The organism is Piscinibacter sp. PDB1-1 (genome assembly GCF_056675995.1).
In genome coordinates this window covers 813,666-835,214 of the sequence record NZ_JBWVZJ010000002.1, presented here as the reverse complement: position 1 = coordinate 835,214, position 21,549 = coordinate 813,666, and the positions used below count along the sequence as shown (strand labels likewise).

22 protein-coding genes are annotated in these 21,549 nt (G+C 68.0%); 10 read left to right on the top strand and 12 right to left on the bottom strand.

Features of this window, described 5'->3' with window-relative positions; all coding sequences use genetic code 11:
- Window positions 1-85: 85 nt before the first annotated feature.
- Window positions 86-847, bottom strand: a complete 762-nt coding sequence (locus AC1KAR_RS15575; protein ID WP_480319271.1) for a ProQ/FINO family protein — start codon at window positions 845-847, stop codon at window positions 86-88.
- Between the two features lie 412 nt (window positions 848-1,259).
- Between AC1KAR_RS15575 and AC1KAR_RS15570 the strand changes: the two genes are divergently transcribed.
- Both AC1KAR_RS15570 and AC1KAR_RS15565 read left to right on the top strand, forming a co-directional pair.
- Window positions 1,260-1,682: a hypothetical protein gene (locus AC1KAR_RS15570; protein WP_480319269.1), complete on the top strand. Its 423-nt coding sequence runs from the start codon at window positions 1,260-1,262 to the stop codon at window positions 1,680-1,682.
- A gap of 168 nt (window positions 1,683-1,850) precedes the next feature.
- Window positions 1,851-2,069: a SlyX family protein gene (locus AC1KAR_RS15565; protein WP_480319267.1), complete on the top strand. Its 219-nt coding sequence runs from the start codon at window positions 1,851-1,853 to the stop codon at window positions 2,067-2,069.
- Window positions 2,070-2,194: 125 nt separating this feature from the next.
- On the opposite strand, the gene AC1KAR_RS15560 is transcribed toward AC1KAR_RS15565, so the two are convergent.
- The 3 genes from AC1KAR_RS15560 to AC1KAR_RS15550 form a co-directional block, all read right to left on the bottom strand.
- Window positions 2,195-3,355 carry a PepSY-associated TM helix domain-containing protein gene (locus tag AC1KAR_RS15560; protein ID WP_480319265.1) on the bottom strand — a complete coding sequence of 387 codons (1,161 nt, stop codon included), beginning with the start codon at window positions 3,353-3,355 and terminating at the stop codon, window positions 2,195-2,197.
- Window positions 3,356-3,406: 51 nt separating this feature from the next.
- Window positions 3,407-3,574, bottom strand: a complete 168-nt coding sequence (locus tag AC1KAR_RS15555; RefSeq protein WP_480319263.1) for a hypothetical protein — start codon at window positions 3,572-3,574, stop codon at window positions 3,407-3,409.
- A 118-nt stretch (window positions 3,575-3,692) separates the two neighbouring features.
- Window positions 3,693-4,055, bottom strand: coding sequence for a thioredoxin family protein (locus tag AC1KAR_RS15550; protein ID WP_480319261.1), 363 nt, complete (start codon window positions 4,053-4,055; stop codon window positions 3,693-3,695).
- A 114-nt stretch (window positions 4,056-4,169) separates the two neighbouring features.
- Here AC1KAR_RS15550 and AC1KAR_RS15545 point away from each other — a divergent pair, with 114 nt between their 5' ends.
- The 4 genes from AC1KAR_RS15545 to AC1KAR_RS15530 all read left to right on the top strand — a co-directional run bounded on the left by AC1KAR_RS15545 (window position 4,170) and on the right by AC1KAR_RS15530 (window position 6,211).
- Window positions 4,170-4,517: a hypothetical protein gene (locus tag AC1KAR_RS15545; protein ID WP_480319259.1), complete on the top strand. Its 348-nt coding sequence runs from the start codon at window positions 4,170-4,172 to the stop codon at window positions 4,515-4,517.
- Between the two features lie 153 nt (window positions 4,518-4,670).
- Entirely contained in the window at window positions 4,671-5,312 is a 642-nt protein-coding gene (gene ssuE, locus AC1KAR_RS15540; RefSeq protein ID WP_480319257.1) for an NADPH-dependent FMN reductase, read from the top strand.
- 63 nt (window positions 5,313-5,375) lie between these two features.
- Window positions 5,376-5,594 (top strand): TOBE domain-containing protein, encoded by a 219-nt coding sequence (locus AC1KAR_RS15535; protein ID WP_480319255.1) that lies wholly within the window; start codon window positions 5,376-5,378, stop codon window positions 5,592-5,594.
- Window positions 5,595-5,605: 11 nt separating this feature from the next.
- Window positions 5,606-6,211 carry an RBBP9/YdeN family alpha/beta hydrolase gene (locus tag AC1KAR_RS15530; RefSeq protein ID WP_480319253.1) on the top strand — a complete coding sequence of 202 codons (606 nt, stop codon included), beginning with the start codon at window positions 5,606-5,608 and terminating at the stop codon, window positions 6,209-6,211.
- A 12-nt stretch (window positions 6,212-6,223) separates the two neighbouring features.
- On the opposite strand, the gene AC1KAR_RS15525 is transcribed toward AC1KAR_RS15530, so the two are convergent.
- Window positions 6,224-6,619, bottom strand: a complete 396-nt coding sequence (locus AC1KAR_RS15525; RefSeq protein WP_480319251.1) for a DUF427 domain-containing protein — start codon at window positions 6,617-6,619, stop codon at window positions 6,224-6,226.
- A gap of 113 nt (window positions 6,620-6,732) precedes the next feature.
- Here AC1KAR_RS15525 and AC1KAR_RS15520 point away from each other — a divergent pair, with 113 nt between their 5' ends.
- Window positions 6,733-11,160, top strand: coding sequence for a DEAD/DEAH box helicase (locus tag AC1KAR_RS15520; protein ID WP_480319250.1), 4,428 nt, complete (start codon window positions 6,733-6,735; stop codon window positions 11,158-11,160).
- Between the two features lie 3 nt (window positions 11,161-11,163).
- On the opposite strand, the gene argP is transcribed toward AC1KAR_RS15520, so the two are convergent.
- Window positions 11,164-12,099, bottom strand: a complete 936-nt coding sequence (gene argP, locus AC1KAR_RS15515; protein WP_480319248.1) for an HTH-type transcriptional regulator ArgP — start codon at window positions 12,097-12,099, stop codon at window positions 11,164-11,166.
- Window positions 12,100-12,230: 131 nt separating this feature from the next.
- Here argP and AC1KAR_RS15510 point away from each other — a divergent pair, with 131 nt between their 5' ends.
- From AC1KAR_RS15510 to AC1KAR_RS15500, 3 genes are read left to right on the top strand one after another with little or no spacing between them, the layout of a single operon-like run.
- Window positions 12,231-12,536 (top strand): hypothetical protein, encoded by a 306-nt coding sequence (locus AC1KAR_RS15510; protein ID WP_480319247.1) that lies wholly within the window; start codon window positions 12,231-12,233, stop codon window positions 12,534-12,536.
- A gap of 37 nt (window positions 12,537-12,573) precedes the next feature.
- Window positions 12,574-13,992, top strand: coding sequence for an ATP-dependent RNA helicase DbpA (gene dbpA, locus AC1KAR_RS15505; RefSeq protein ID WP_480319245.1), 1,419 nt, complete (start codon window positions 12,574-12,576; stop codon window positions 13,990-13,992).
- The gene (locus AC1KAR_RS15500) at window positions 13,989-15,275 is read left to right on the top strand and encodes a DEAD/DEAH box helicase (protein WP_480319243.1); all 1,287 of its coding nucleotides are present in this window, start codon (window positions 13,989-13,991) and stop codon (window positions 15,273-15,275) included. The genes dbpA and AC1KAR_RS15500 overlap by 4 nt, the downstream gene beginning before the upstream one ends.
- Before the next feature lie 177 nt (window positions 15,276-15,452).
- Here the strand turns inward: AC1KAR_RS15500 and AC1KAR_RS15495 are convergent, their stop codons facing one another.
- From AC1KAR_RS15495 to AC1KAR_RS15470, 6 genes are all read right to left on the bottom strand, one after another.
- Complete coding sequence (locus tag AC1KAR_RS15495) at window positions 15,453-15,950, bottom strand: nucleoside deaminase (protein WP_480319241.1); 498 nt, start codon at window positions 15,948-15,950, stop codon at window positions 15,453-15,455.
- A gap of 16 nt (window positions 15,951-15,966) precedes the next feature.
- A complete protein-coding gene (locus tag AC1KAR_RS15490; RefSeq protein WP_480319238.1) occupies window positions 15,967-17,052 on the bottom strand; it encodes an ABC transporter ATP-binding protein in 1,086 nt (361 codons plus the stop codon).
- The gene (locus AC1KAR_RS15485; protein WP_480319236.1) at window positions 17,049-17,873 is read right to left on the bottom strand and encodes an ABC transporter permease; all 825 of its coding nucleotides are present in this window, start codon (window positions 17,871-17,873) and stop codon (window positions 17,049-17,051) included. Before AC1KAR_RS15485 ends, AC1KAR_RS15490 begins: the two co-directional genes overlap by 4 nt.
- A 1-nt stretch (window position 17,874) precedes the next feature.
- The gene (locus AC1KAR_RS15480) at window positions 17,875-18,792 is read right to left on the bottom strand and encodes an ABC transporter permease (RefSeq protein ID WP_480319234.1); all 918 of its coding nucleotides are present in this window, start codon (window positions 18,790-18,792) and stop codon (window positions 17,875-17,877) included.
- A gap of 17 nt (window positions 18,793-18,809) precedes the next feature.
- Window positions 18,810-19,964 carry an ABC transporter substrate-binding protein gene (locus AC1KAR_RS15475; RefSeq protein ID WP_480319232.1) on the bottom strand — a complete coding sequence of 385 codons (1,155 nt, stop codon included), beginning with the start codon at window positions 19,962-19,964 and terminating at the stop codon, window positions 18,810-18,812.
- 79 nt (window positions 19,965-20,043) lie between these two features.
- Complete coding sequence (locus tag AC1KAR_RS15470; RefSeq protein ID WP_480319230.1) at window positions 20,044-21,537, bottom strand: amidohydrolase family protein; 1,494 nt, start codon at window positions 21,535-21,537, stop codon at window positions 20,044-20,046.
- Window positions 21,538-21,549 lie beyond the last annotated feature (12 nt).

Below are 21,549 nucleotides of genomic sequence, written 5' to 3'. Positions count from 1 at the left end.
TGAGCGCCATCAAGGTTTGCCAAGTGGCTACTTCGCCGTCCATGATCGGCGACGAAACGGCCCGACACCTCTCGCACGGCGGCCATCACCGTGAGCCGCGCTCTTCCCGCGCAAGGGTCAGAAGCTCGTCCAAGGCACCCTCACTCAACCCCTTCAAGGCCCCAAAGTTCGCCTTCGAGAGTGGGCTCTGCTCAAAGCTGCGCAACAGCATTGCGCGTTGGTGGCGAGCCTTGGCCTCGGGCGACTCCTCGGAAGCAAGCGGGAGGCCAGGCGTGTTCACGTGGTCGTCCTCAGGTGCACGGACACGCTTCAGCTCGGCGCGGCCGCGGTTTGGTTTCACGCGAGGTTGACGCGGTCGTTGCGCTTGACCGGGGTGGGATGACGTCGCAGAGCGGCCTGGGCGATCCGAAGTGTCACGGAGCACTGGGCGCGCTCCAAGCGTGGCAGGTCGTTCGCCGATTGCCTCCGGAGCCGCCTGCGACAGCTCCGACTGTTGAGGAAGTGGTGGTCGCGATGTCCGAGTCTCGCGCTCCGCATGCTTCCTTGCTTCAACGATGCTACGGCGTCGCTCGAGTTCCGCGCCTGCAGCATCGCGGTGATCGGCGGCAACTTCGCAGACCGGCAGGCCGTCGAGGTCGATGCGCGTGGCGCCCTCGGCCACCAGGGCTCTCAAGTACGTGGTGCTGGTGGTGTGGCGCTGCAGGAAGACTGAGAGTGCCTTCTTGGTGAAGACGCCGGGCGCACGCTGATTGATGTCGGCCTGGATGCGAAGCTTGACCGGCTTGACTACGCCCGCACCGAAAAGCGCCGGAAAGTGCTTCGCCAGCAGGCGCGCGGTGTCGCCCACGCTGGGTTCGGGCCGCGGCACCGATGTACGGGTCCCTGTGGGGTCAGTTGGCGGCACCTCGGTCGGTGCGCCCAACGTCGCGTTGGGCGTTGAGCCCGAAGTGGTCTCGGAGGTATCTGAGATGTGAGGCATCGGGATAAGCAGGTCAGCTAACGAGTCTTTTAGGCCAGTCGCGTATTCTCGGCCCATGGCTTCAATCCCCGCACGGTGGTGAATTCATCTATCGGCACTATCTGGCGAGCGACCGCTTGGTAGTAGTCAGCTGAGCTGGACGCATGTGAACGAGGGGACGGTAGCCGCTGCACGGCCGCCTGCTGCCATCTGAAAGGGAGTTCAAGACTGATCCGGGTTCGCCGTTCGGCGCACGTGTCGCTGGAGTCGGCCAGAAGCGGACATTCACACGCGAAGCAACATGGGAACGATTCAGGACTTCTTTTCACGCTACGAGGAAGGCGCCAACACCTTCGATCCGGACTTGATGGGCTCCCTCTACATGTCAGAGTTTATGGCCGGAGATCCGAATGGCGTGTCGTGCGGGCGCAATGACGAGAAGCTTCGCGAATCGTTCGTGCAGCGAAAGACGTTCTTTGCGCAAATCGGGTTCAAACGCGCTGAGGTGTTGAGCCTGGAGGAAACGCCTCTCGACGAGAAGTACACCATGGCCAAGGTGCACTGGCAGATGACATTCGAGAAGGAAATGAGGAAGCCGATGACCTTCCGCTTCTTCATCACGTATTTTCTGTTCGACTCAGGGTCCGGACCCAAGGCTGCGTTCTGGATTTCGCATGAGGACGAGCAAAAGGTGATGCGCGAGGCTGGCCTCGTTTCGCCATGAGCCTGAAGGCTGCTGCTGCGTCTGCATCGGGTCGGACGCGGTCGATGTGGGATGCAAAGCCAGCAGGAGGGGCCTGCTGGGAAAAGGCCCAGGAGGTTGCCCATTCACTGGCGCTTCGTCCAGGCCTCATAACGCGTCGGCCAACCGTGACGCGAGACAATGCGGTCGATGGAACCCACCGACGCCGACGCCCGCCTCACCGATCTCGAGATCAAGGCGAGCTTCACTGAAGACCTGCTGGACACGCTCAACGAGATCGTCGCGCGCCAACAGGCCCAGATCGACCGCCTGACCACTGAGCTGTCCACCCTGCGCAACCAGATGCCCACGGCCGACGGCGGGCCCGCCGTCCGCAGCTTGCGCGACGAACTGCCCCCGCACTACTGAGCAAGCTCAGGCACCCGCAAGCACGGCCCTTGATCGCGATCCCGGGGCTCTCTACGGGCCGGGACGAGTCAAAAAATAGCCGCGCGAGATGGCTGCCATGGACACCGACAACTCAGTTCGCGGGCCTACTTGGCTGACGCGATCGAGTCGCTCGGCAACATCGCGCCCGCGTCCTCTGCCAGCGTCCTGGGTGCCTTGCGTTTCAACCACAGGTACAGCCCGCTGCCGAGCACGATGATGGTGGCGATGTCGAGCAGCGCCCAGATGATCTTCATCGGCATGCCGCCGTAGTCGCCGAAGTGCAGTGGCTGCGACACCAGCAGCGCGGTCAGGTACCAGGGCAGTGCGGGGGCAGCCGTGACCTCCACCGTCTTGGCATCGACCAGGACCGGTTGCAGCAAGCGCGATGTGAGCGGCGTGTCGCCGCGCAGGAAGACGGTGTTGTGATGAGGGCTCGAAAACGCCGTGCCCGGGAATGCGATGAAGCTCGTCTTCATGTCAGGCTTGTGCGCGACGGCAACGTCGAGCGATCGTTGCACCGAGGCGCGATCCGTGTCGGCCACGATCGGCTGGCCCTTGTACGGTGCGAGCAGCACACTGATCTTGTCGTACTGCCAATACTTGATCATCAGGTCGGCCCAGGTGTTGATCATGCCGGTGGCGCCGACCACGAAGGCCCACACCAGCGTCACTACGCCCAGCAGATTGTGCAGGTCGAGCCATTTCACGCGCGGCGACCGGTCGCGCCGCACGTCGCCGAACTGCAGCTTGCGCATGAAGGGCGCGTAAAGCACCACGCCCGACACGATGGCGATGAGCAGCAGCAGGCCCATGAGGCCGAGAAACAGCTTGCCTGGCAGGCCCGCGAAGAGATCGACGTGAAGCTTGAACATTACGTACATGAAGCCTTCGTCGAACTTGGGTTGGGCCAGCACCTGGCCTGTGCGGGCATCCACCGCGACCGACTTGAAATCGTCGGTGGGATCAGGCGTCGGCGTGAGCGTGACGAACCAGACCTTGTCGTCGTCTTCGGCCTGCGAGACGAACTGCACCACGCGCTCGGGGTACAACTTGCGCGCCGAGGCGAGCACGTCATCGAGGCTGGCGCGAGGTGCGTCGGCCGCCATCTCGGGCGCCTCGACCTCGGTGCCGAGCAAATGGCCGATCTCGTGGTGGAAGATCAGCGGCAGGCCCGTGAGGCACAGCAGCAGCATGAAGGCCGTGCAGACGAGGCTGGACCACTTGTGCAGCCAGGACCAGATCTTGAGCGAGCGGGCGGTGAGCATGGCGAGACGTCTTTCTGCGTACTGATGGGCAAGAGAGGCGCGTGTGCGGTATCAGCGCCGAAGGCTGAACCAGCCCATCACGAGCACGGGGACACCGAGCCCGACCCAGGACCACACATCGCCCCAACTCTCTGAAACCAGGGCAGTGACAAGGCCGGTGGCGCTGAGGAGCCCCATGGCGATGGGCCAGGCCCACAGTTGGGCGCGAGGTGATGTCATGCGATGGGTACTCCAGGCTGTGCAGGTCGGCCTGCACGATCAAATGCGAACGGTTCGCATTCTAGGGCGCCAAGTGGTCGTCGCACGCGCGGCCAGCAAAGGCGGTCGGCCTGTGCCTTCAGGCCTGCAGCCGTTTCACGAGGGCCTGCACCTCGGGATCGGCTGCAGGCAGGCTGTCATGGGTGGCATCGGCCTGCGCGCGCAGCAGTCGCACGAGGGTTTCCTTGTGCGGCATCAGGGGGCCGAAGAAGGTGGTGCGATCACCGGACGCGATCAGCAGCGTGGGGAAGTTCTCCACCTCGACCGGGTCCACGAGATCGGCCTCGTCTTCGATATCGACCCACATGAAGCGCATGTCAGGGAATGCATCGGCCACTTCGTCGAACAGGCTGCGGTACTCGCGACAGCTCCCGCACCATTGCGCGCACAGGCAAGCGACGAGCAATGACGCGCGCGGGGATGCGGGAGAGCTTGCAGACATGGCTGCGCATCATCTCAAACCTCGGCAAGTTTTGCCGGCGTGCGTACTTCGGCCGCGGCATGGCGATTGCCGGATGGGCTCAGGCTGGGACATCCAGTCGACTCAGGAGATCGTATGACCAAGAAACTCATCGCAACCCTCATCGCTGCGGGCTTCACCTGTGGTGTCGCGTACGCACAGACCACGCCGAACGTGATCGACTCGCCCACGCCGTCCACCGCGCCGTCGCAAGCGGCCAAGGACGCCAAGACCCAATCCAAGGCCGAGTACAAGGCCCGCAAGAAGGTAGCTGACGCCAACGAAGACCTGAACAAGGCCGATTGCGAAGTCAGCGCCGACGGCTCGGTGGAGCGTGCCTGCAAGAAGGAGGCGAAGGCCACCTCCAAGCAGGACAAGGCGCACGCCAAGACCACGTACGAAACAGAGAAGAAGCAGATCAAGGACGCTGACGCTGCCAAGTAAGCGGCGCCACGTTTGATCTGAACGCGCCTGTCGATCCACGCGCATCGGCAGGCGCGTTCCTGTGTGTCACTCAGGGATCTACTCGGTTTTCCGCTATCGAAAGCCGTTCTTGTTCGTTTGCCGAATGAAGGGTGCTTCGTATTCTGAACACCCATGAAGATCATCGGCATTCTCGGCAGCCCCTCGCTGGCATCACGTTCCGGCAGCTTGCTGCAACTTGCACAGACGCAGCTGCAACCGGTCGCGAGCAGCCTGCGCAGTATCTCGGTGCGCGACTTGCCCGCCGAGGCGGTGCTGCAGGCGCAGTTCGACCACCCTCTGATCCGCCAGGCGCTCGACGAAGTCGCGCAGGCTCAGGTGGTGTTGATCGCCACGCCGATCTACAAGGCGGCGTACAGCGGGCTGTTGAAGGCGTTCCTCGATCTGCTGCCGCAAGATGGCCTGCGCGACAAGACCGTTCTTCCGCTCGCCACGGGCGGCAGCATGGCGCATCTTCTTGCGCTCGACTACGCGCTCAAGCCGGTGATATCGGCGCTGGGCGCACGCGACATCCTCGACCCGGTATTTGCGACCGACGCGCACATCCCTCGCCACGACACGCAAGGCTATCTGCCGCTGCCCGAGGTGCAGCAGCGTGTGACCCGCAGCCTGCAATCTCTGGTCGACCGCGCTGAAGAGTTTCAACGTCGCCTCGACGCCGAACATGAGCGCGACGCGCTGCTGGCGCGTGCTCGCGGCGACACGCACCCCACGCACACGGCCTGGCCTTCGCGCAATGTGCGCTGGTCTGTCTGAACCCCGGCGCCCCCAGCGTCAGATTCACTCCCTCACCTCGTCAACACACAAGAAGGAATCCCCATGAGCATCACCGCCATCAACGTGCGCAACCAGTTCCGCGGCAAGGTCAAGGAAGTCATCATCGGCCCGGTCGTCTCCGAGGTCGATGTCGAAACGCCCTCGGGCCTGATCGTCACCTCGGTCATCACCACCCGCTCGGTGAAAGAGCTGGGCCTGGAGCCTGGGCGCGACGTCGTGGCGCTGGTGAAGTCGACCGAAGTGTCGTTGGCCACGCTCTGAGCCCTTTACCCATGGCCTACCAAGGCAACCCCGTGCGTGTGCTCATCGTGCCCGGCCTGCACGGCAGCGGCCCCGCCCATTGGCAGACCTGGCTCGAAGCTCATTTCCGCAGCGCCGTGCGCGTGCAACAGGACGACTGGGCGCGCGCTGACCTTGACCGCTGGGCTGCGCGGCTTGGCGACACACTGGCGTGCTACCCCGGTGCGCGGTGGGTGGCCGTGGGGCACAGCTTCGGTTGCCTGGCCATTGCCCGACATCTGTCGCGTCAGGCGATCAAGCAAGGCGAGGCAGGCATCCAGGCGGCGTTGCTGGTGGCGCCGGCCGACCCGGAGAAGTTTGCCGTCGAATCGCTGCTCCCGACCCATGGCCTGCCTGTGCCGAGCGTACTCGTGGGGAGCGAGACGGACCCGTGGATGTCGGCCGCGAGCTCGCGCCTGTGGGCCCGGCGCTGGGGCTCGCAGTTCGTGAACCTCGGCGACGTCGGCCACATCAATGTGGACTCGGGCTTCGGACCTTTGCCGCCGGCCAAGACACTGTCGGAGCTGCTCATCCAGCGCGTGGAACGCACGCGGCGCATCGAGCGCGCGCATCCTCTGGAGCTGTCCTTCGCGATCTGACGGGCGGTGCGGTCAGGTCTGCGAGGCCGGCACATCGCCGATGCGGATGCCCTCGATCTTTTCTTCGTAGAACGCCAGCCGCCCACGCAGGTCGCGGTGCTCGTCGTACGGGTTCTCGTAGCTCCACACGGCGTCGGGCCAGCGTTGATCGCCCACCTTCAGCGTGAAGTAGGTGGCCTCGCCCTTGAAGGGGCACGAGCTCGTCGTGTGCGTGGGTTCGAGATGGCGCAGCGACACATCGGCCCGCGGGAAGTAGAAGCGCACCGGGCAGCGGTCTTCGACCACGCGGATGACGTCGATCGAGGCCGCGATCAGTTCGCCGTCGACCACGACCTTCATCGGCTGACCCATCTGCTGTTCGCGCACCTGATGCTCTGGAAACTTCTGGTGCCCTGGCGACTTGGCCATCGTTTGCTCCCTTCGTGTGTGAATCGCAGTGCAGCAATCGGTGTTCCTCGCGCGCCGCCCGGGTGTCGGGTGTTGTCTTGTATTTGTCAGGAGCGCAGCGATATGCTGGTTCGATGGCTTTGCAGGACTTCCACCCCGCGGTCGCCAACTGGTTCAGCCGCCACTTCGCCGCCCCTACTGAAGCGCAGGCCGCCGCATGGCCGGCGATCCGCGCGGGGCGGCACACGTTGGTCGCAGCCCCCACCGGCTCGGGCAAGACGCTCACGGCCTTTCTTGCCGCGCTCGACGGCCTGGTGCGGCAAGGCTTGCGGCCTGAAGGCCTGCCCGACGAGACGGTGATCGTCTACGTCTCGCCGCTGAAGGCGCTCTCCAACGACATCCGCCTCAACCTCGAAGCACCTTTGTTGGGCATCCGCGAAGAGCTGGCCGCGCTCGGCCTGCCCGCGGTCGAGATCCGCAGCGCCGTGCGCACCGGCGACACCTCGCAGAAAGACCGCCAGCTCGCCCTGCGCAAGCCGCCGCACATCCTGGTCACGACCCCCGAGTCGCTCTACGTGCTGCTCGGCTCGGCCTCGGGCCGCAAGATGCTCGGCACCGTGCGCGCGGTGATCGTCGACGAGATCCACGCCATCGCCGCCAGCAAGCGCGGCAGCCACCTCGCGCTCTCGCTGGAGCGCCTGCAAGGCTTGAGCGTGCACCCGCTGATGCGCATCGGCCTGTCAGCCACGCAGAAGCCGATCGACGAGGTGGCGCGCTTCCTGGTCGGCGCGGCGCATGTGCACGACGGCCGGGCCGATTGCGAGATCGTCGACATCGGCTACGCCAAGCGGCGCGACCTCGCGCTCACGGTGCCGCCCACGCCGCTCGGCGCGGTGATGTCGAACGACCAGTGGGAGCAGGTCTACCAGCAGGTGGCTGCCCTGGTGAGCGCGCACCGCACCACGCTGGTCTTCGTCAACACGCGACGCATGGCCGAGCGCGCCGCGCGGCACCTGGGTGAGTTGCTCGGCAAGGAAGTTGTTGCGGCCCACCATGGCAGCCTGGCGAAAGAAGCGCGGCTGTCTGCCGAGCAGCGCCTCAAGCGCGGCGAACTCAAGGTGCTGGTGGCCACCGCCTCGCTGGAGTTGGGGCTGGACATCGGCGACGTCGATCTGGTGTGCCAGCTCGGCTCGCCGCGCGGCATTGCCACCTTCCTGCAGCGCGCCGGGCGCTCAGGCCACGCGGTGGGCGGCGTGCCCAAGGCGCGGCTCTTTCCGCAATCGCGCGATGAACTCGTGGAGTGCGCCGCGCTGCTCGACTGCATCCGCCGTGGCGAGCTCGATGCGCTGAGCGTGCTGCCCGCACCACTCGACGTGCTCTCGCAGCAGATCGTGGCGGAGGTTGCCAGCCGCGAGTGGGACGAAGACTCGCTCTATGAACTCGTGCGTCGCGCGTGGCCGTATGCGCAGTTGCAACGAGAGAGCTTCAACGAGATCGTGCGCATGCTCGCCGACGGCTTCAGCACCCGCAACGGCCAGCGCGGCGCCTACGTGCACCGCGACGCCGTGCACCACCGCCTGCGCGAGCGGCGCGGCGCGCGGCTCACCGCGCTCACCTCCGGCGGCGCGATCCCCGACACCGCCGACTACACCGTGCTGCTCGAACCGCAGGCCGACAAGATCGGCACGGTGCACGAAGACTTCGCCGTCGAGAGCCTGGCGGGCGATGTGTTTCAGCTCGGCAACGCGAGCTACCGCATCCTGCGCATCGAGCCCGGCCGCGTGCGGGTCGAAGACGCGCACGGCGCACCGCCGAGCATTCCCTTCTGGCTGGGTGAGGCGCCGGGCCGCAGCGACGAGCTCTCGGCCGGCGTGGCGCGGCTGCGCGGTGAACTCGGTGACGTGATCGCACAGCAGGGCGCGCCCGCCGCCATCGACTGGCTGGTGCACGAACTCGCGCTCGACGGCGACGCCGCACGCCAGCTCGTCGACCACCTCGCACGCAGCCTGCAGGTGCTGGGCGCGCTGCCCACGCAAGCGTGCATCGTGATGGAGCGCTTCTTCGACGAATCGGGCGGCATGCAGCTCGTGATCCATTCGCCCTTCGGCAGCCGGCTCAACCGCGCCTGGGGCCTGGCGCTGCGCAAGCGCTTCTGCCGGCAGTTCAACTTCGAGCTGCAGGCCGCGGCCACCGAAGACGCGATCCAGCTTGCGCTGTCGACCGCGCACAGCTTCCCGCTCGACGAGGTGGCTCGCTACCTGCACAGCAACACCGCGCTGCACGTGCTGACGCAGGCGCTGCTCGATGCGCCGCTCTTCGGCGTGCGCTGGCGCTGGAACGCCACCATCTCGCTGGCCCTGCCGCGCTACAGCGGCGGGCGCAAGGTCGCGCCGCAACTCCAGCGCATGAAGTCCGAAGACCTGCTCGCGGCCGTCTTCCCCGACCAGGTGGCGTGCGCCGAGAACATCGTCGGCGAACGCGAGGTGCCCGACCACCCGCTGGTCGCGCAGACCCTGCACGATTGCCTGTACGAAGCGATGGACGCCGAAGGCTGGCTGCAGCTGCTGCGGCGCATGGAGTCGGGCGACGTGCAGGTGATCGCGCGCGACCTGCCGGCGCCTTCGCCGCTGGCGGCCGAGGTGCTGAACGCGCGGCCCTATGCCTTTCTCGACGATGCGCCGCTGGAAGAGCGCCGCACGCAGGCCGTGCAGAACCGGCGCTACACCGATCCGGAGAGTGCCGACGATCTCGGCGCGCTCGACGCCGAGGCGATTGCCAGCGTGCGCGAAGAGGCGTGGCCGGATGCGCGCCATGCCGACGAGATGCACGAGGCGTTGAACCTGCTGGGGGTGGTGACGAGCGAGGAGGTGGCGCGCAACGAGGGCTGGTCGGTGTGGCTGGACGAGCTGGCGCAGGCCGGACGCGCAACCCTGTTGCTGCCCCCACCACCACCCGCTCAGCCTGAGGTATCGAAGGCCCGCTCAGACCGTGCCGGGCTTCGATACCTCAGCCTGAGCGGTGGTGGTGATGCGCGTGAGGGGCTGTGGGTCGCGGCCGAGCGCCTTGCGGCGGTCTCCGTCCTGTACCCCGGCGCGCAGCTTCAGCCCGTGATCGCGCCTCCCACCGAGTACGCCGCAGCCCCCGAACGCGACGATGCCCTGCGCGAACTTCTGCGCTCGCGCCTCAGTGGCCTTGGCCCCGTCACCGTCGAAGACCTAGCCCGGCAACTCCACCTGCCTGCCACCGACATCGAACTCGCGCTCCTGGCCCTGCAACGCGAAGGCAGCGTGATGCAAGGCCGCTTCACCCCCGGCACCGACCAGACCGAATGGTGCGAGCGCCACCTGCTCGCACGCATCCACCGCTACACACTCAAGCGCCTGCGCCGCGAGATCGAACCCGTGGAGCCGCGCGACTTCGTGCGCTTTCTCTTCGAGTGGCAGCACGTTGGCGCGAGCAGCCGCGTGAGCGGCCCCGAGGCGCTGGCCGGCGTGCTCTCGCAGCTCGAAGGCTACGAGGCCCCGGCCGCGATGTGGGAGGCCGAGCTGCTGCCCGCCCGCGTGAGCGACTACAGCAGCGCCTGGCTCGACGACCTCTGCACCGCCGGCCGCACGCTCTGGACGCGCCTGCGCCCGCTGGCGAGCGAAGGCCGCGCGGGCGGGGCCTCGCTGCGCACGACGCCGATCCTGCTGCTGCCGCGCCGCAGCGCTGCGCCCTGGTCGCAGCTCGCGCCGCCGCCGGGGGACGATGCCGCGCTCAGCCCGCGCACCCAGCGCGTGGCCGCCTACCTGGCCGAGCACGGTGCCTCGTTCTTCGACGAGATCGCCCAAGGCGCGCACCTGCTGCGCGCCGAACTCGAAGACGCCTTGAGCGAACTCGTGGTGCGTGGCCGCGCCAATTGCGACAGCTACGCCGGCCTGCGCGCGCTGCTGGTGCCGGCGGGCAAGCGCGCCACCGCGTACTCGCGCCACCGCCGCCGCGTGGCGTTGTTCGGTGTGGAAGACGCCGGCCGCTGGACGCTGATCCGCCAGCCGCAGCGCAGCGATGCGCTCGCCACCGAGGCGCTGGAGCATGTGGCCCGCACCCTGCTGCGCCGCTACGGCGTGGTCTCGTGGCGCATGCTCGAGCGCGAGGCCGCATGGCTGCCGCCCTGGCGCGAGCTGGTGCGCGTGTACCGCCGGCTCGAAGCGCGCGGCGAGATCCGCGGCGGCCGCTTCATCGCGGGCCAGAGCGGCGAGCAGTTCGCGCTGCCCGATGCGATCGCGCTGATGCGCCAGACGCGCCGCCAGCCGGCCGATGAAAGCCTCATCTGCCTCGCCGCCACCGACCCCGCCAACCTGCTCGGCACCGTGCTGCCCGGCCCCAAGCTCGCGCGTGTCGCCGGCTCGCGCGTGCTCTACCGCGGCGGGTTGGCTGTGGCCACCAGCGTGGCCGGCGAAGTCGAGTTGCTGGTGGAGATGACGCCCGCCGAGCGGCAGATGGCCACTCGCGCGCTCGCGCTCGATCCCGCCTACCGCTGGGCCGCCGAGGCCGAAGCCGCCGTGAAGGCCACGCCCGCCTGAGCCTCAGGGCTTCGCGCTGCGGCTGCGCTTGCGGCCCGGGGGCTGCGCTTGCAGCACCGCCTGCGCGGCCTCCACGATGCGCTGCGTGAGGCGCTCCAGCCGCGGCGACTGCACCTTCCAGCCGTGCCAGTAGAGCTCCACGTCGGTGGGGTGCTGCGGCATCAGGTCGACCAGCTCGGCCTGCGTGGCCGCGGGCTGCGTGGTGAACCACAGCTCGGGCAGCATGCCGTGCCCGAGCGACTGGCGGATGGCCTCGAAGCGCGGAATCGGCGGGCCGATGTAGTGACACGGGTAGGCATCGGCCGCGAGGCCCAGGCGCTGCTCCAGCGCGCGCGCATGCAGCTGGTCTTTGCGGCTGGCCCCCACCACCGGCGCGCGCCGCGCCCCGTCGCGCGAGAGGCCACGCGGAAAGTGCGCTTGCGCAAACGCCTTCGAGGCCATCAGCCGGTAGCGCATCGCACCCAGGTGCACGGCCACGCTGCCGCGCATGGCCTCGGGGCGCGTGGTGACGCAGCCGACCGCTTCGCCCGACACCATCAGCGCATGCGTGTGGTCCTGGTCGTCCACGTGGGTGTCGAGCAGCGCGTGCTCGGCCGCGAGCACCGGGGCGAGGGCGGGCAGGAACCAGGTGGCGAGCGTGTCGCCGTTGACCGCGAGCACCAGCCGCAGCGGGGCGTCGGCCTGGCCGTCGATCTCGGCGGCGAAGTCGTCGTCGAGCAGGGCGCTGCGCCGCAGGTGCTGCATCAGGCGCTGGCCGAGCGGCGTGCCGTGGCAGGGCCGCGTGCGCGAGACCAGCGTGCCGCCCATCGCCAGCTCCAGCGCCCGCACGCGTTGCGATACCGCCGACGAGGTGATGTGCAGCTGCCGCGCGGCGGCCTCGAAGCTGCCGGTTTCGAGCACGGCGTGCAGGGCGGCGGTCTGTCGGGGGTCGAAGCGCATGCCGGCAATCTTAAGCAAATGTTGGGGTCGCTTAATTAAATGAAATCGGCTTTGCGGTCGACAAGCCCCGCCAGACACTGCCTTCACCGCTTCACAACGGCGGCAACCCTCCCAACACACAGGAGTACGTCATGAAGAAGTCGCAACTGGTTCTTGGTGTCCTGGCCGCTGCCAGCCTGGCTCTCGCGGGCTGCGCCTCCACCACCTACGTGCCCTCGGGCGAGACGGTCTCGCCGGTGACGCAGGCCAGGCACGAGTGCGAGTACCAGGCCAAGGTGGCCACGGCCAGCTACGGCAGCAGCTACAACGTCCACAACAAGCACGGCAGCGAGATCCTCGGCCAGGCGGTGGGCGATGGCGTGGTCGCCGGCATGCGCCAGGCCGACCTCATCGGCGCGTGCATGAAGACGCGCGGCTATGTGGCCGTGAAGGGCTAGAAGCTCGCGCCACAGCCCTGGGGCCGACAATCGCGGCATGACTGCACCCACCCCCGGCCCCGCCTTCTCGACCCTGCCACTCGCCGACCCCATGTTGGCGAACCTCCAGCAGCTGGGCTACGAGCACATGACCCCGATCCAGGCCGCCAGCCTGCCGCTGGCCCTGGCCGGCAAGGATCTGATCGCGCAGGCCAAGACCGGCAGCGGCAAGACGGTGGCCTTCACGCTGCCGCTGCTGGCCCGGCTCGATGCGAAGCGCTTCGACGTGCAGTCGCTGGTGCTGTGCCCCACGCGCGAGCTGGCCGAGCAGGTGTCGCAGGAGATCCGCCGCCTGGCGCGCGCCGAAGACAACATCAAGGTGCTCACGCTGTGCGGTGGCGCCGCGATGCGCCCGCAGATGGCCAGCCTGGCGCACGGCGCGCACGTGATCGTGGGCACGCCGGGCCGCGTGCTCGATCACCTGGGCCGCGAGTCGCTCGCGCTGAGCGCCCTCAACACCCTGGTGCTCGACGAAGCCGACCGCATGCTCGACATGGGCTTCGCCGACGACATCGCCGCCATCGCGCAAGCCTGCCCGCCGCCTGCCAAGCGCCAGACCCTGCTGTTCTCGGCCACCTACCCCGACGACGTGGCCCAGCTCGCCGCGCGCTACCTGCGCAACCCGCAGGAGGTGAAGCTCGCCGAGCGGCACGACGCGCGCCAGATCGAGCAGCGTTTCTACGAGGTGAGCGAAGACGAGCGCCTGCACGCCGTGGGTCTGCTGCTCAACCACTACCGCCCCGAGAGCACGCTCGCCTTCTGCAACACCAAGCAGCAGTGCCGCGATCTCGTCGCGGTGCTGCAGGCCGAGGGCCTCGTCGCGCTCGAACTGCACGGCGACCTGGAGCAGCGTGACCGCGACCAGGTGCTGGTGCAGTTCGCCAACCGCAGCGCCAGCGTGCTGGTGGCCACAGACGTGGCGGCGCGCGGCCTCGACATCGCCGGGCTCGACGCGGTGGTCAACGTCGACATCACACCCGACGTGGAGGTGCACACCCACCGCGTCGGCCGCACCGGCCGCGCCGGCGCCTCGGGCCTAGTGTTCAACCTCGCCAGCATGGACGAGATGGGCCGCGTGGGCCGCATCGAGGAGATGCAGGGCCGCGAGAGCGCGTGGCACCCGCTCGCCGAGCTGACAGCCGCCGCCCAGACGGACAACGACGCCGCGCGCGGCCCGCTGCGCCCACCCATGGTCACGCTCCAGATCCTCGGCGGGCGCAAGGAGAAGATCCGCAAGGGCGACGTGCTGGGCGCACTCACCAAGGACCTCGGCTTCGAGGCCGCGAGCATCGGCAAGATCGACATCAACGACTTCTCCACCTACGTGGCCGTGCAGCGCGACGTGGCCGACAAGGCCTTGCGCGGGCTCAACGCCGGCAAGGTGAAGGGCCGCTCGGTGAAGGTGAGGCGGCTGTGATCAAGCTGCCGCCCGCGGGGCCCGCTTCCGCCGCGTCACCGTTTGCCGAACTCGGCCTGTCGGATGTGCTGGCGCACGCCGCCGCCGAGCGCGGCTACGCGGCACCCACGCCCATCCAGGCCGCGGCCATCCCGCTCTCCCTGCAGGGGCGCGATGTCATCGGATGCGCGCACACCGGCTCGGGCAAGACCGCCGCCTTCGCCTTGCCGCTGCTCGACGGCCTCGGCACCGTGCGGCCCACGTGGCAGCCTGGCGCGCTGCGCACGCGCGCCCTGGTGCTGGTGCCCACGCGCGAGCTGGCGGCGCAGGTGGGAGAGACGCTCCGTGCCCTGTCGCGCCATCTGGTCGAGCCGGTCAAGGTGGCCGTGGTCTTCGGCGGTGTCTCGATCAACCCGCAGATGATGGGTCTGCGCGGCGGCGCCGAGGTGGTCGTGGCCACGCCGGGCCGCCTGCTCGATCTCGTCGAGCGCAACGCGATCCGGCTCGGCGACGTCAAGCTGCTGGTGCTCGACGAAGCCGACCGCCTGCTCGACGAAGGCTTTGCCGACGAACTCGCGCGCATCACGGCTCTGCTGCCCAGGCGTCGGCAGAGCCTCTTCTTCTCGGCCACCTTCCCGCCCGCCGTGCAGGCGCTCGCCGATGCCTTGTTGCACGACCCCGCGCGTGTGGCCGAGCCTGCCACCATGAGCGGCGAGGCGCCCGCCATCGAGCAGCACGCGGTCGAGGTCGACACCGCCCAGCGCACACCGCTGCTGCGCCACCTCATCGAGCAGGGCCAGTGGTCGCGCGTGCTGGTCTTCGTGGCCACGCGCTATGCCAGCGAACACGTGGCCGACAAGCTGCGCCGCAACGGGCTGGCCGCCGCCGCCTTCCACGGCGACCTCAGCCAGGGCGCACGCCAACGCGTGCTGGCCGATCTGAACAGCGGCGCGCTGCAGGTGCTGCTGGCCACCGACATGGCCGCACGCGGCCTGCACATCCCCGGCCTGCCCGTGGTGGTGAATTACGACCTGCCGCGCTCCGCCGACGACTACACCCACCGCATCGGCCGCACCGGCCGCGCCGGCGCCACCGGGCTGGCGGTGAGCTTCGTCAGCGCCACCAGCGAGGCGCATTTCCGCCTCATCGAGAAGCGCCAGGGTCAGCGCGTGCCGCGCGAGCGCGTCGCGGGTTTCGAGCCACGAGAAGACGCAGCGCCCACGTCACCGCCCGAGGGCGGCATCAAGGGCCGGCGCAAGAGCAAGAAGGACAAGCTGCGCGAAGCGGCGGCGCGTGGCGGCTGAGTAGGGGCAGTGTGCAAGGGGAGTCGTTGGCGTCGCGATCTTGAGCAGCTCGTCAAACAGAGGGTTGGCACCAGCAGCACGATCGGCGCCGCCACCAGCCACGCCGACCATGGCGCTATCGGGGACTGCGTGGTAATGAGGTGGGGCGCACCTGCTCATCTCGTACGGCACCATCCATCAAGGGGTGGCTGCGCGCGACGCTGCCCACCGCTTCAAGATGCCCACGGCTTCGCCATCGAGCGCCTGCTTCGATGGCATGCGCCGCTCGGCGAGCGGGGCGCCGGCTTCGCGGCGCAGTTCATCCGTGTCGATGGGGGGCCGTGCACTGGCGGGCAAGGCATCGATCGCGTCGTGCGATTGTTCGAGCGACGCGCCGTAGTACAGCGCCGAAATGCCCACGATGCCCATCGCGCAGACGCACAGCGCGCACGGCTCGCACGAGGTGTAGAGCTCGCAGCCGGCCAGGCTCAGGCTGTTCAGCCGCTGGCAGGCGTCGCGGATGGCCTCGACTTCGCCGTGGGCCGTCGGGTCCCATTTGGCGCGGGCGTGGTTGAAGCCTTCTCCGACGATCTCGCCACCCCGCACGATGACGGCACCGAAGGGCTCGGTGCCCGGCTGGTCGATGGCTTGTGCCGACAGCGCCAGGGCGCGCTTCATGAACGCTTCGTCGTACATCGCGCGCTCCTTCGTGTCAGGCGGTCTGGGGCAGCAACCAGGTCTGGCGCGGGTCCCAACTGAGGTTCACGCGCTGGCCGGGTGCCAGGTTCAGCGACTCGATCTCGTGCTGCTGCTTCTGCACCCGAAACTCCTTGCCGTCGCCCATCTCGATGAAGACGGTCTGCGTGGAGCCCACGAACTCCAGGCCCAGCACCGTGCCCGTGATCCCGGGTGCCCCCGGTTCGTCGCCGGGCTGCAAGGCCACGCGGTCAGCCGCGATCACGAAGCTGGCCCGCGTACCCAGCGGCCAGCCCTGCGGCGCTTTCACCGGGAAGCGGCCGAGCGGGCCCTCCACGGTGATGAACTCGCCGTCGCGCGCGCTGGCCTCCCCCGTCACCAGATTGTTGGTGCCGATGAAGTTGGCAACAAAGGCGTTGGTGGGCGCGCGGTAGACGTCTTGCGGCTTGCCGGCCTGCTGGATCAGCCCGTCGGCCATCACCACGATGCGGTCGGCCAGCGCGAAGGCTTCGGACTGCGCGTGCGTCACGTAGACGAAGGTGATGCGCAGCTCGCGGTGCAAGCGTGCCAGCTCGGTCTGCATGCGCACGCGCAGGTGGGCGTCGAGCGCGCTGAGGGGTTCGTCCAGCAGCAGGATGGAGGGCTCGGTGACCAGCGAGCGGGCAATCGCCACGCGCTGGCGCTGGCCGCCGGACAACTGCGACACCTGCCGGTCCGCCATGCCGGCCAGGCCCAGGCGGTCCAGCCATTCGAGCGCGCGCTTCCTGCGCACCTCCGGCCCCATCTTCTTCATGCGCAGCGGGAAGGCCACGTTCTCGGCGACGGTGAGGAAGGGGAACAGCGCGAGGCTTTGCCACACCATGGGCGTGTCGCGCTGGAAGGCGGGGATGCCGCGCATGCTCTTGCCGCCGATGAAGATCTCGCCGGAGCTGGGCTCGTCGAGCCCCGCGATCATGCGCAGCGTGGTCGACTTGCCGCAGCCGGACGGGCCCATGATGGCGATGAACTCGCCGGCGGCGATGTCGAGGTCGATGCCGCGCACGGCGTGGTGGCCGGGGAACTTCTTCTCGACGGATTGAAGGGAGACAAAGGCTGAGGTCATTCCGGCTCCGATTTCTTCGCCACCTTCACGCCGACGAAGCGCTGTGCCACCAGCACCAGCGTGACGCTGATGACCAGCACCACCGTGCCGATGGCGTTGATCTTGGGGTTCACCTGGCCCTGCAGCAGGTTCAGGATGCGCACCGGCAGCGTCTCGTGCACGCCACCGACGAACCAGGCGATCAGGAACTCGTCGAACGACACCGCGGCCGACAGGAAGAACGACGCGATCAGCGCCGGCCGGCAGAACGGGATCACGATGCGCAGCAAGGCCGTGAATGGCGACGCGCCCAGGTTCCACGCCGCTTGCTCCAGATCCTTGCCCATCTCGCCGAGACGCAGGCCGATGATGGCCATCGAGAACGACGTCGCCAGCACCACGTGACAGGCGGTGATCGACTCGATGCGGCCGAACAGGCCGATGCGCGAGAGGAATGCGAGCATGGCCATGCCGAGGATGGTGGCCGGCACGGCCGGTGGCAGGGCCACCAGCAGCGCGAAGCCCGTCTTGCCGCGGAAGCGGTAACGGTGGTCGATGTAGGCCGCGGCGAAGCCCAGCACGGTGGACAGCACAGCCGTGCCCAGGCCCACCCACAGGCTGTTGAGGAAGGCGTCGATGACCATCTCGTCCTGCAGGATGGCGCGGTGCCAATCGAGGCTGAAGCCGCCCCAAGGGATGGCCGGGAAGCGATTGGCGTCGAACGAGAAGACCACGATGACGAGCATCGGCGCCGCGATGAAGAGGAAGAGCGCGGCCACGAAGGCGTACTGCAGCGTGCGGGAGATGCGCGTGGTGGTGGCGCTGCGGGTGAAAAGCGGCATGTCAGTGCCCTCCCCGCCCCGCGCCGCGCGTACCGAGCCAGCGCCCGAAGCCGACGACAACACCGAGCACCAGCAACATCGCCACACCCACCACCGACGCGCGCGGCCACTGCGAGCCCGACTTCACCGTGTCCACCACCAGGATCGACAGCGTGGGTGGCTTGCTGCCCGTCATGAACAGCGGGCTGATGTAGTCGCCGAAGGCCAGCAGGAAGGTCGTGGTGGCCGCCAGCAGCAACGCAGGGCGAATGGCCGGCAGCAGCACGTGCGCGATCACGCGGCTGCGGCGGCAGCCCAGGTTCTCGGCCGCCTCGATCAGCGTGCGGTCGATGCCCGACAAGGCGAAGACGAGAATCAGCACCGCGATGGGCAGCGTGAGCGTCAGCAAGCCGACCTGCAGCGAGAACGCGCCGCCCAGCATGGGCAGCGGGTCGACTCCGATGCGGCCGAGCAGGTTGTTGATGAGCCCCTCGGGGCTGAGCACGATCTGCCACGCGTAGATGCGCAGCATGTAGCTGGAGAAGATCGGCACGATCAGCGCCGCCACCGCCAGGTCGCGCAGCCGGGCCGGCAGGCGAAAGGCGATGGTGTACGCCGCCGGGAAGGCGATCAGCAGCGCAAGCAGGGTGGTCACGGCCGACAGCGTCAACGTGTGCACGAGCGCGCGCTGGAACGGGCTCGACAACAGGATGCGCTCCCAGTTGTCGAGCACGAAGGCCGGCTCCAGCCGGAACGACTTCACCTGCCAGAAGGTGATGACGACCAGGAAGACCAGCGGCGCCGCGAAGAACACCGCCTGCCACAGGAACACGGGCAGCCCCAGCACGGCGGGCAGCACGCGCAGCGAGCCGGCGGTGCGGCCGCGGCGCGACGGCGGCTCGTCCACGGTGGGGGTTGGCTGCAAGGCGATGTCGTTCACGGCGCGCTCAGTTCAAGTCACAGGCTCTTGAACTGGCTCCACAGGTCGTTCCAGTCTTCGATGGACTGCTGCTTGGGCAGCTGGCGCAGCTGGATCTTCTTGGCCTTGTACTCGTCCATCACGTTCGGCCCCTTCAGCTTCATGCGCAGCAGCTCGGCCTCTTGCGGCTTGGTGTCGTTGAGCAGCTTCCACGCGGGCATCGACGGGATGCTCTTGCGGTTGTCGACCTTCGTGGCCATGGCCACCTGCGCCCGCGGCGTCAGCGAGTACTGGATGAACTTGCGTGCGAGGTCGCGCTTGCTCGTGCCCTTCACGATGGAGAGCGACTCGGTGTACTGCAGGCCGCCTTCATCTGGAATGATGGTGTCGACCGGCACGCCGCTGGTGCGCAGGCCGAGCGTGATCCACTCGCCGATGCCCGGGATGAGCTGCGCGCGGCCGTTGGTCATCGACGAGAAGATGTCGGCGATGGTGTAGAAGCCCGACGCCTGCGGCTTGAGCGAGAACATCTTCTTCTTCAGCGCCTCGAACTTGGCCTTGTCCAGGTCGTACGGTGGGCGGTTGCCGTTCGAGAGGCTGATGCAGCCCATCGACGGCAGGTACCAGTCGAAGAAGCCGACCTTGCCCTTGGCCTTCTCGCTCCACAACACCGAGTACGACGAGACTTCCTTCGCCGTGAAGGCCTTGGTGTTGTACGAGATGCCGAGGTAGCCGAAGTCGAGCATCACGCCGTACAGCTTGCCGTCGAACCAGTGCAGCGGGAACTTCTGGAACTCGGGCCACAGGTCCTTGAGCGGGTAGTCGGCCGGGTCCAGCGGCTCGATGAAATCGGCGGCCTTCAAGAGGTGCATGTACTCGGCGTCGGCCAGCACCACGTCGAAGGTGCCGGGGGGCGATTGGTTCACCACGGCCATCATCTGGTCGCCGCCCACGTATTCCTTGATGCGGATCTTCACGCCGTGCAGCTTCTCGAACTCGCCGACGATGGACGGGTCGGCATTGCCAGGCCACGACAGGTAGTTCAGCACCTTCGGGTCGGCCGCATCGGCGCTGTTCCAGAGGGCGGCGCTGCCGAGCGTGCTGGCAGCCAGCCCGGCCTTCAGGACGGAGCGCCGGCTGAAGTCGGTGGCGGGTGGCATCACGATGGGCTTGGGGGCGGCGGGCTTCGACATGAGCGGTCCTCACAGGTGGTGCATGCAGGAGGCATGCGGGTTTGAAAATGCATCAACCGTGCCAGGGGCAGGTCGTGAATCACAGCCCCAGGGGCCCGCCATAGCGGTGCAGGTGAAAGGGCTCGCGGCACAAGCCGATGCAGAAGCTGCCCACGGCACGCTCGATCGCCTGCGCGAGGTTCTTGCCTTCGGCGTTGGCTTCGGCCACCTCGTCGCGCGCCACCTGGGCGTCGCGCGCCAGCTTGGCCATGTCGCAGCCGACATGCTTGCCACCACGCACCACGAGCTTGCCGCCGACCATCACGTCGCGCACACCGGTGGCGTCTTCGGTCAGCACGACCTGGTTCACCGGGTCGTTCATGGGGATCCAGTTGATCGACTGCAGGTCGAGGAACACGAGGTCGGCGAGGCAGCCCACGGCCACACGCCCCGCCTTGTCGAAGCCCGTCGCACGTGCGCCGCCCTGCGTGGCCGCGGTGAAGAGCTCGGGCGCGCTCAGCCACTGTTCGTAGTCGGGCGTGCGCACGTTCGACACCATCGAGGCATAGCGCATCGCCTCGTACATGTTCTGGTTGTCGGCGCACATGGCACCGTCGGTGCCGAGCGCGAGGTTCACGCCCAGCTCCAGCATGCGGCGCGAGTCGGCGATGCCCGCGCCCAGCCGCATGTTGCTGCCGGCGTTGTGCGACACCGACGCGCCCTTGGCGGCCAGGCGCCGCATGTCGTCGTCGTCGAGCCACACGCCGTGCGCCACGGTGAAGTTCGGGCCCAGCATGCCGAGCTCGTCGAAGTGCGCGGTGAGCGATTTGCCCCAGCGCTTCATCGCGGCCACCGCCTGCACCTTCGACTCGGCGACGTGCGACTGCGTCTGTGCCCCGTACTCGGCCGCCAGCTTCACGCAACCCAGCGTCAGTTCGTCGGAGCAATGCAGCGGGATCGTCGGTGCGATGCCGAGCTTCACCTGCGATGGGTCGTGCGGCCAGTTCTTCAGCGCTTCTTCCATGCTGCGCAGGATGAAGCCCGTGTCGCCGCCATTCGCATCGACCTGCGCCTTGTGCGAAGCCGGCAGCGCGTCATACAGGCCGGGGATGGCCTTGTAGAACGACACGTCCTGCAGCATGGGCGCCACCACGGCGCGCATGCCGGCGTCCGCGTAGGCCTGGCCGATGGCGTAGAGATCGTCCACCGTGGCCAGCGGGAAGCCGAAGCTCAGGTCGTACGCGGTGGTGCAGCCCTTCTGCAGCATCTCGACCGCACCGATGTAGGTGTTGAGGTACTTGTGGCTGCGCGTCTGGTTGGTCGCCCACTCGCCCGAGCCGCTGAGCAGCAGCTCCAGCGTCCAGCGGTCGTGCGTGGCCTTGCTGAGGTTGGTGCTGCCATGGGTGTGGCCGTTGACGAGGCCGGCGTGCATCAGCGTGCCGGTGGCGTCGAACACCTGCGCCTCGGCCGGCGCCTCCAGGCCCGGCGCACCGATGGCGGTGATGACGCCGTCGGTGACCAGCAGGTCGGCCGGCGGCGCGCTGCGCGATGCGGCATCGAGCAGGCGCCCGCCGCGGATGACGATGCTTGGCATGTGGACCTCGCT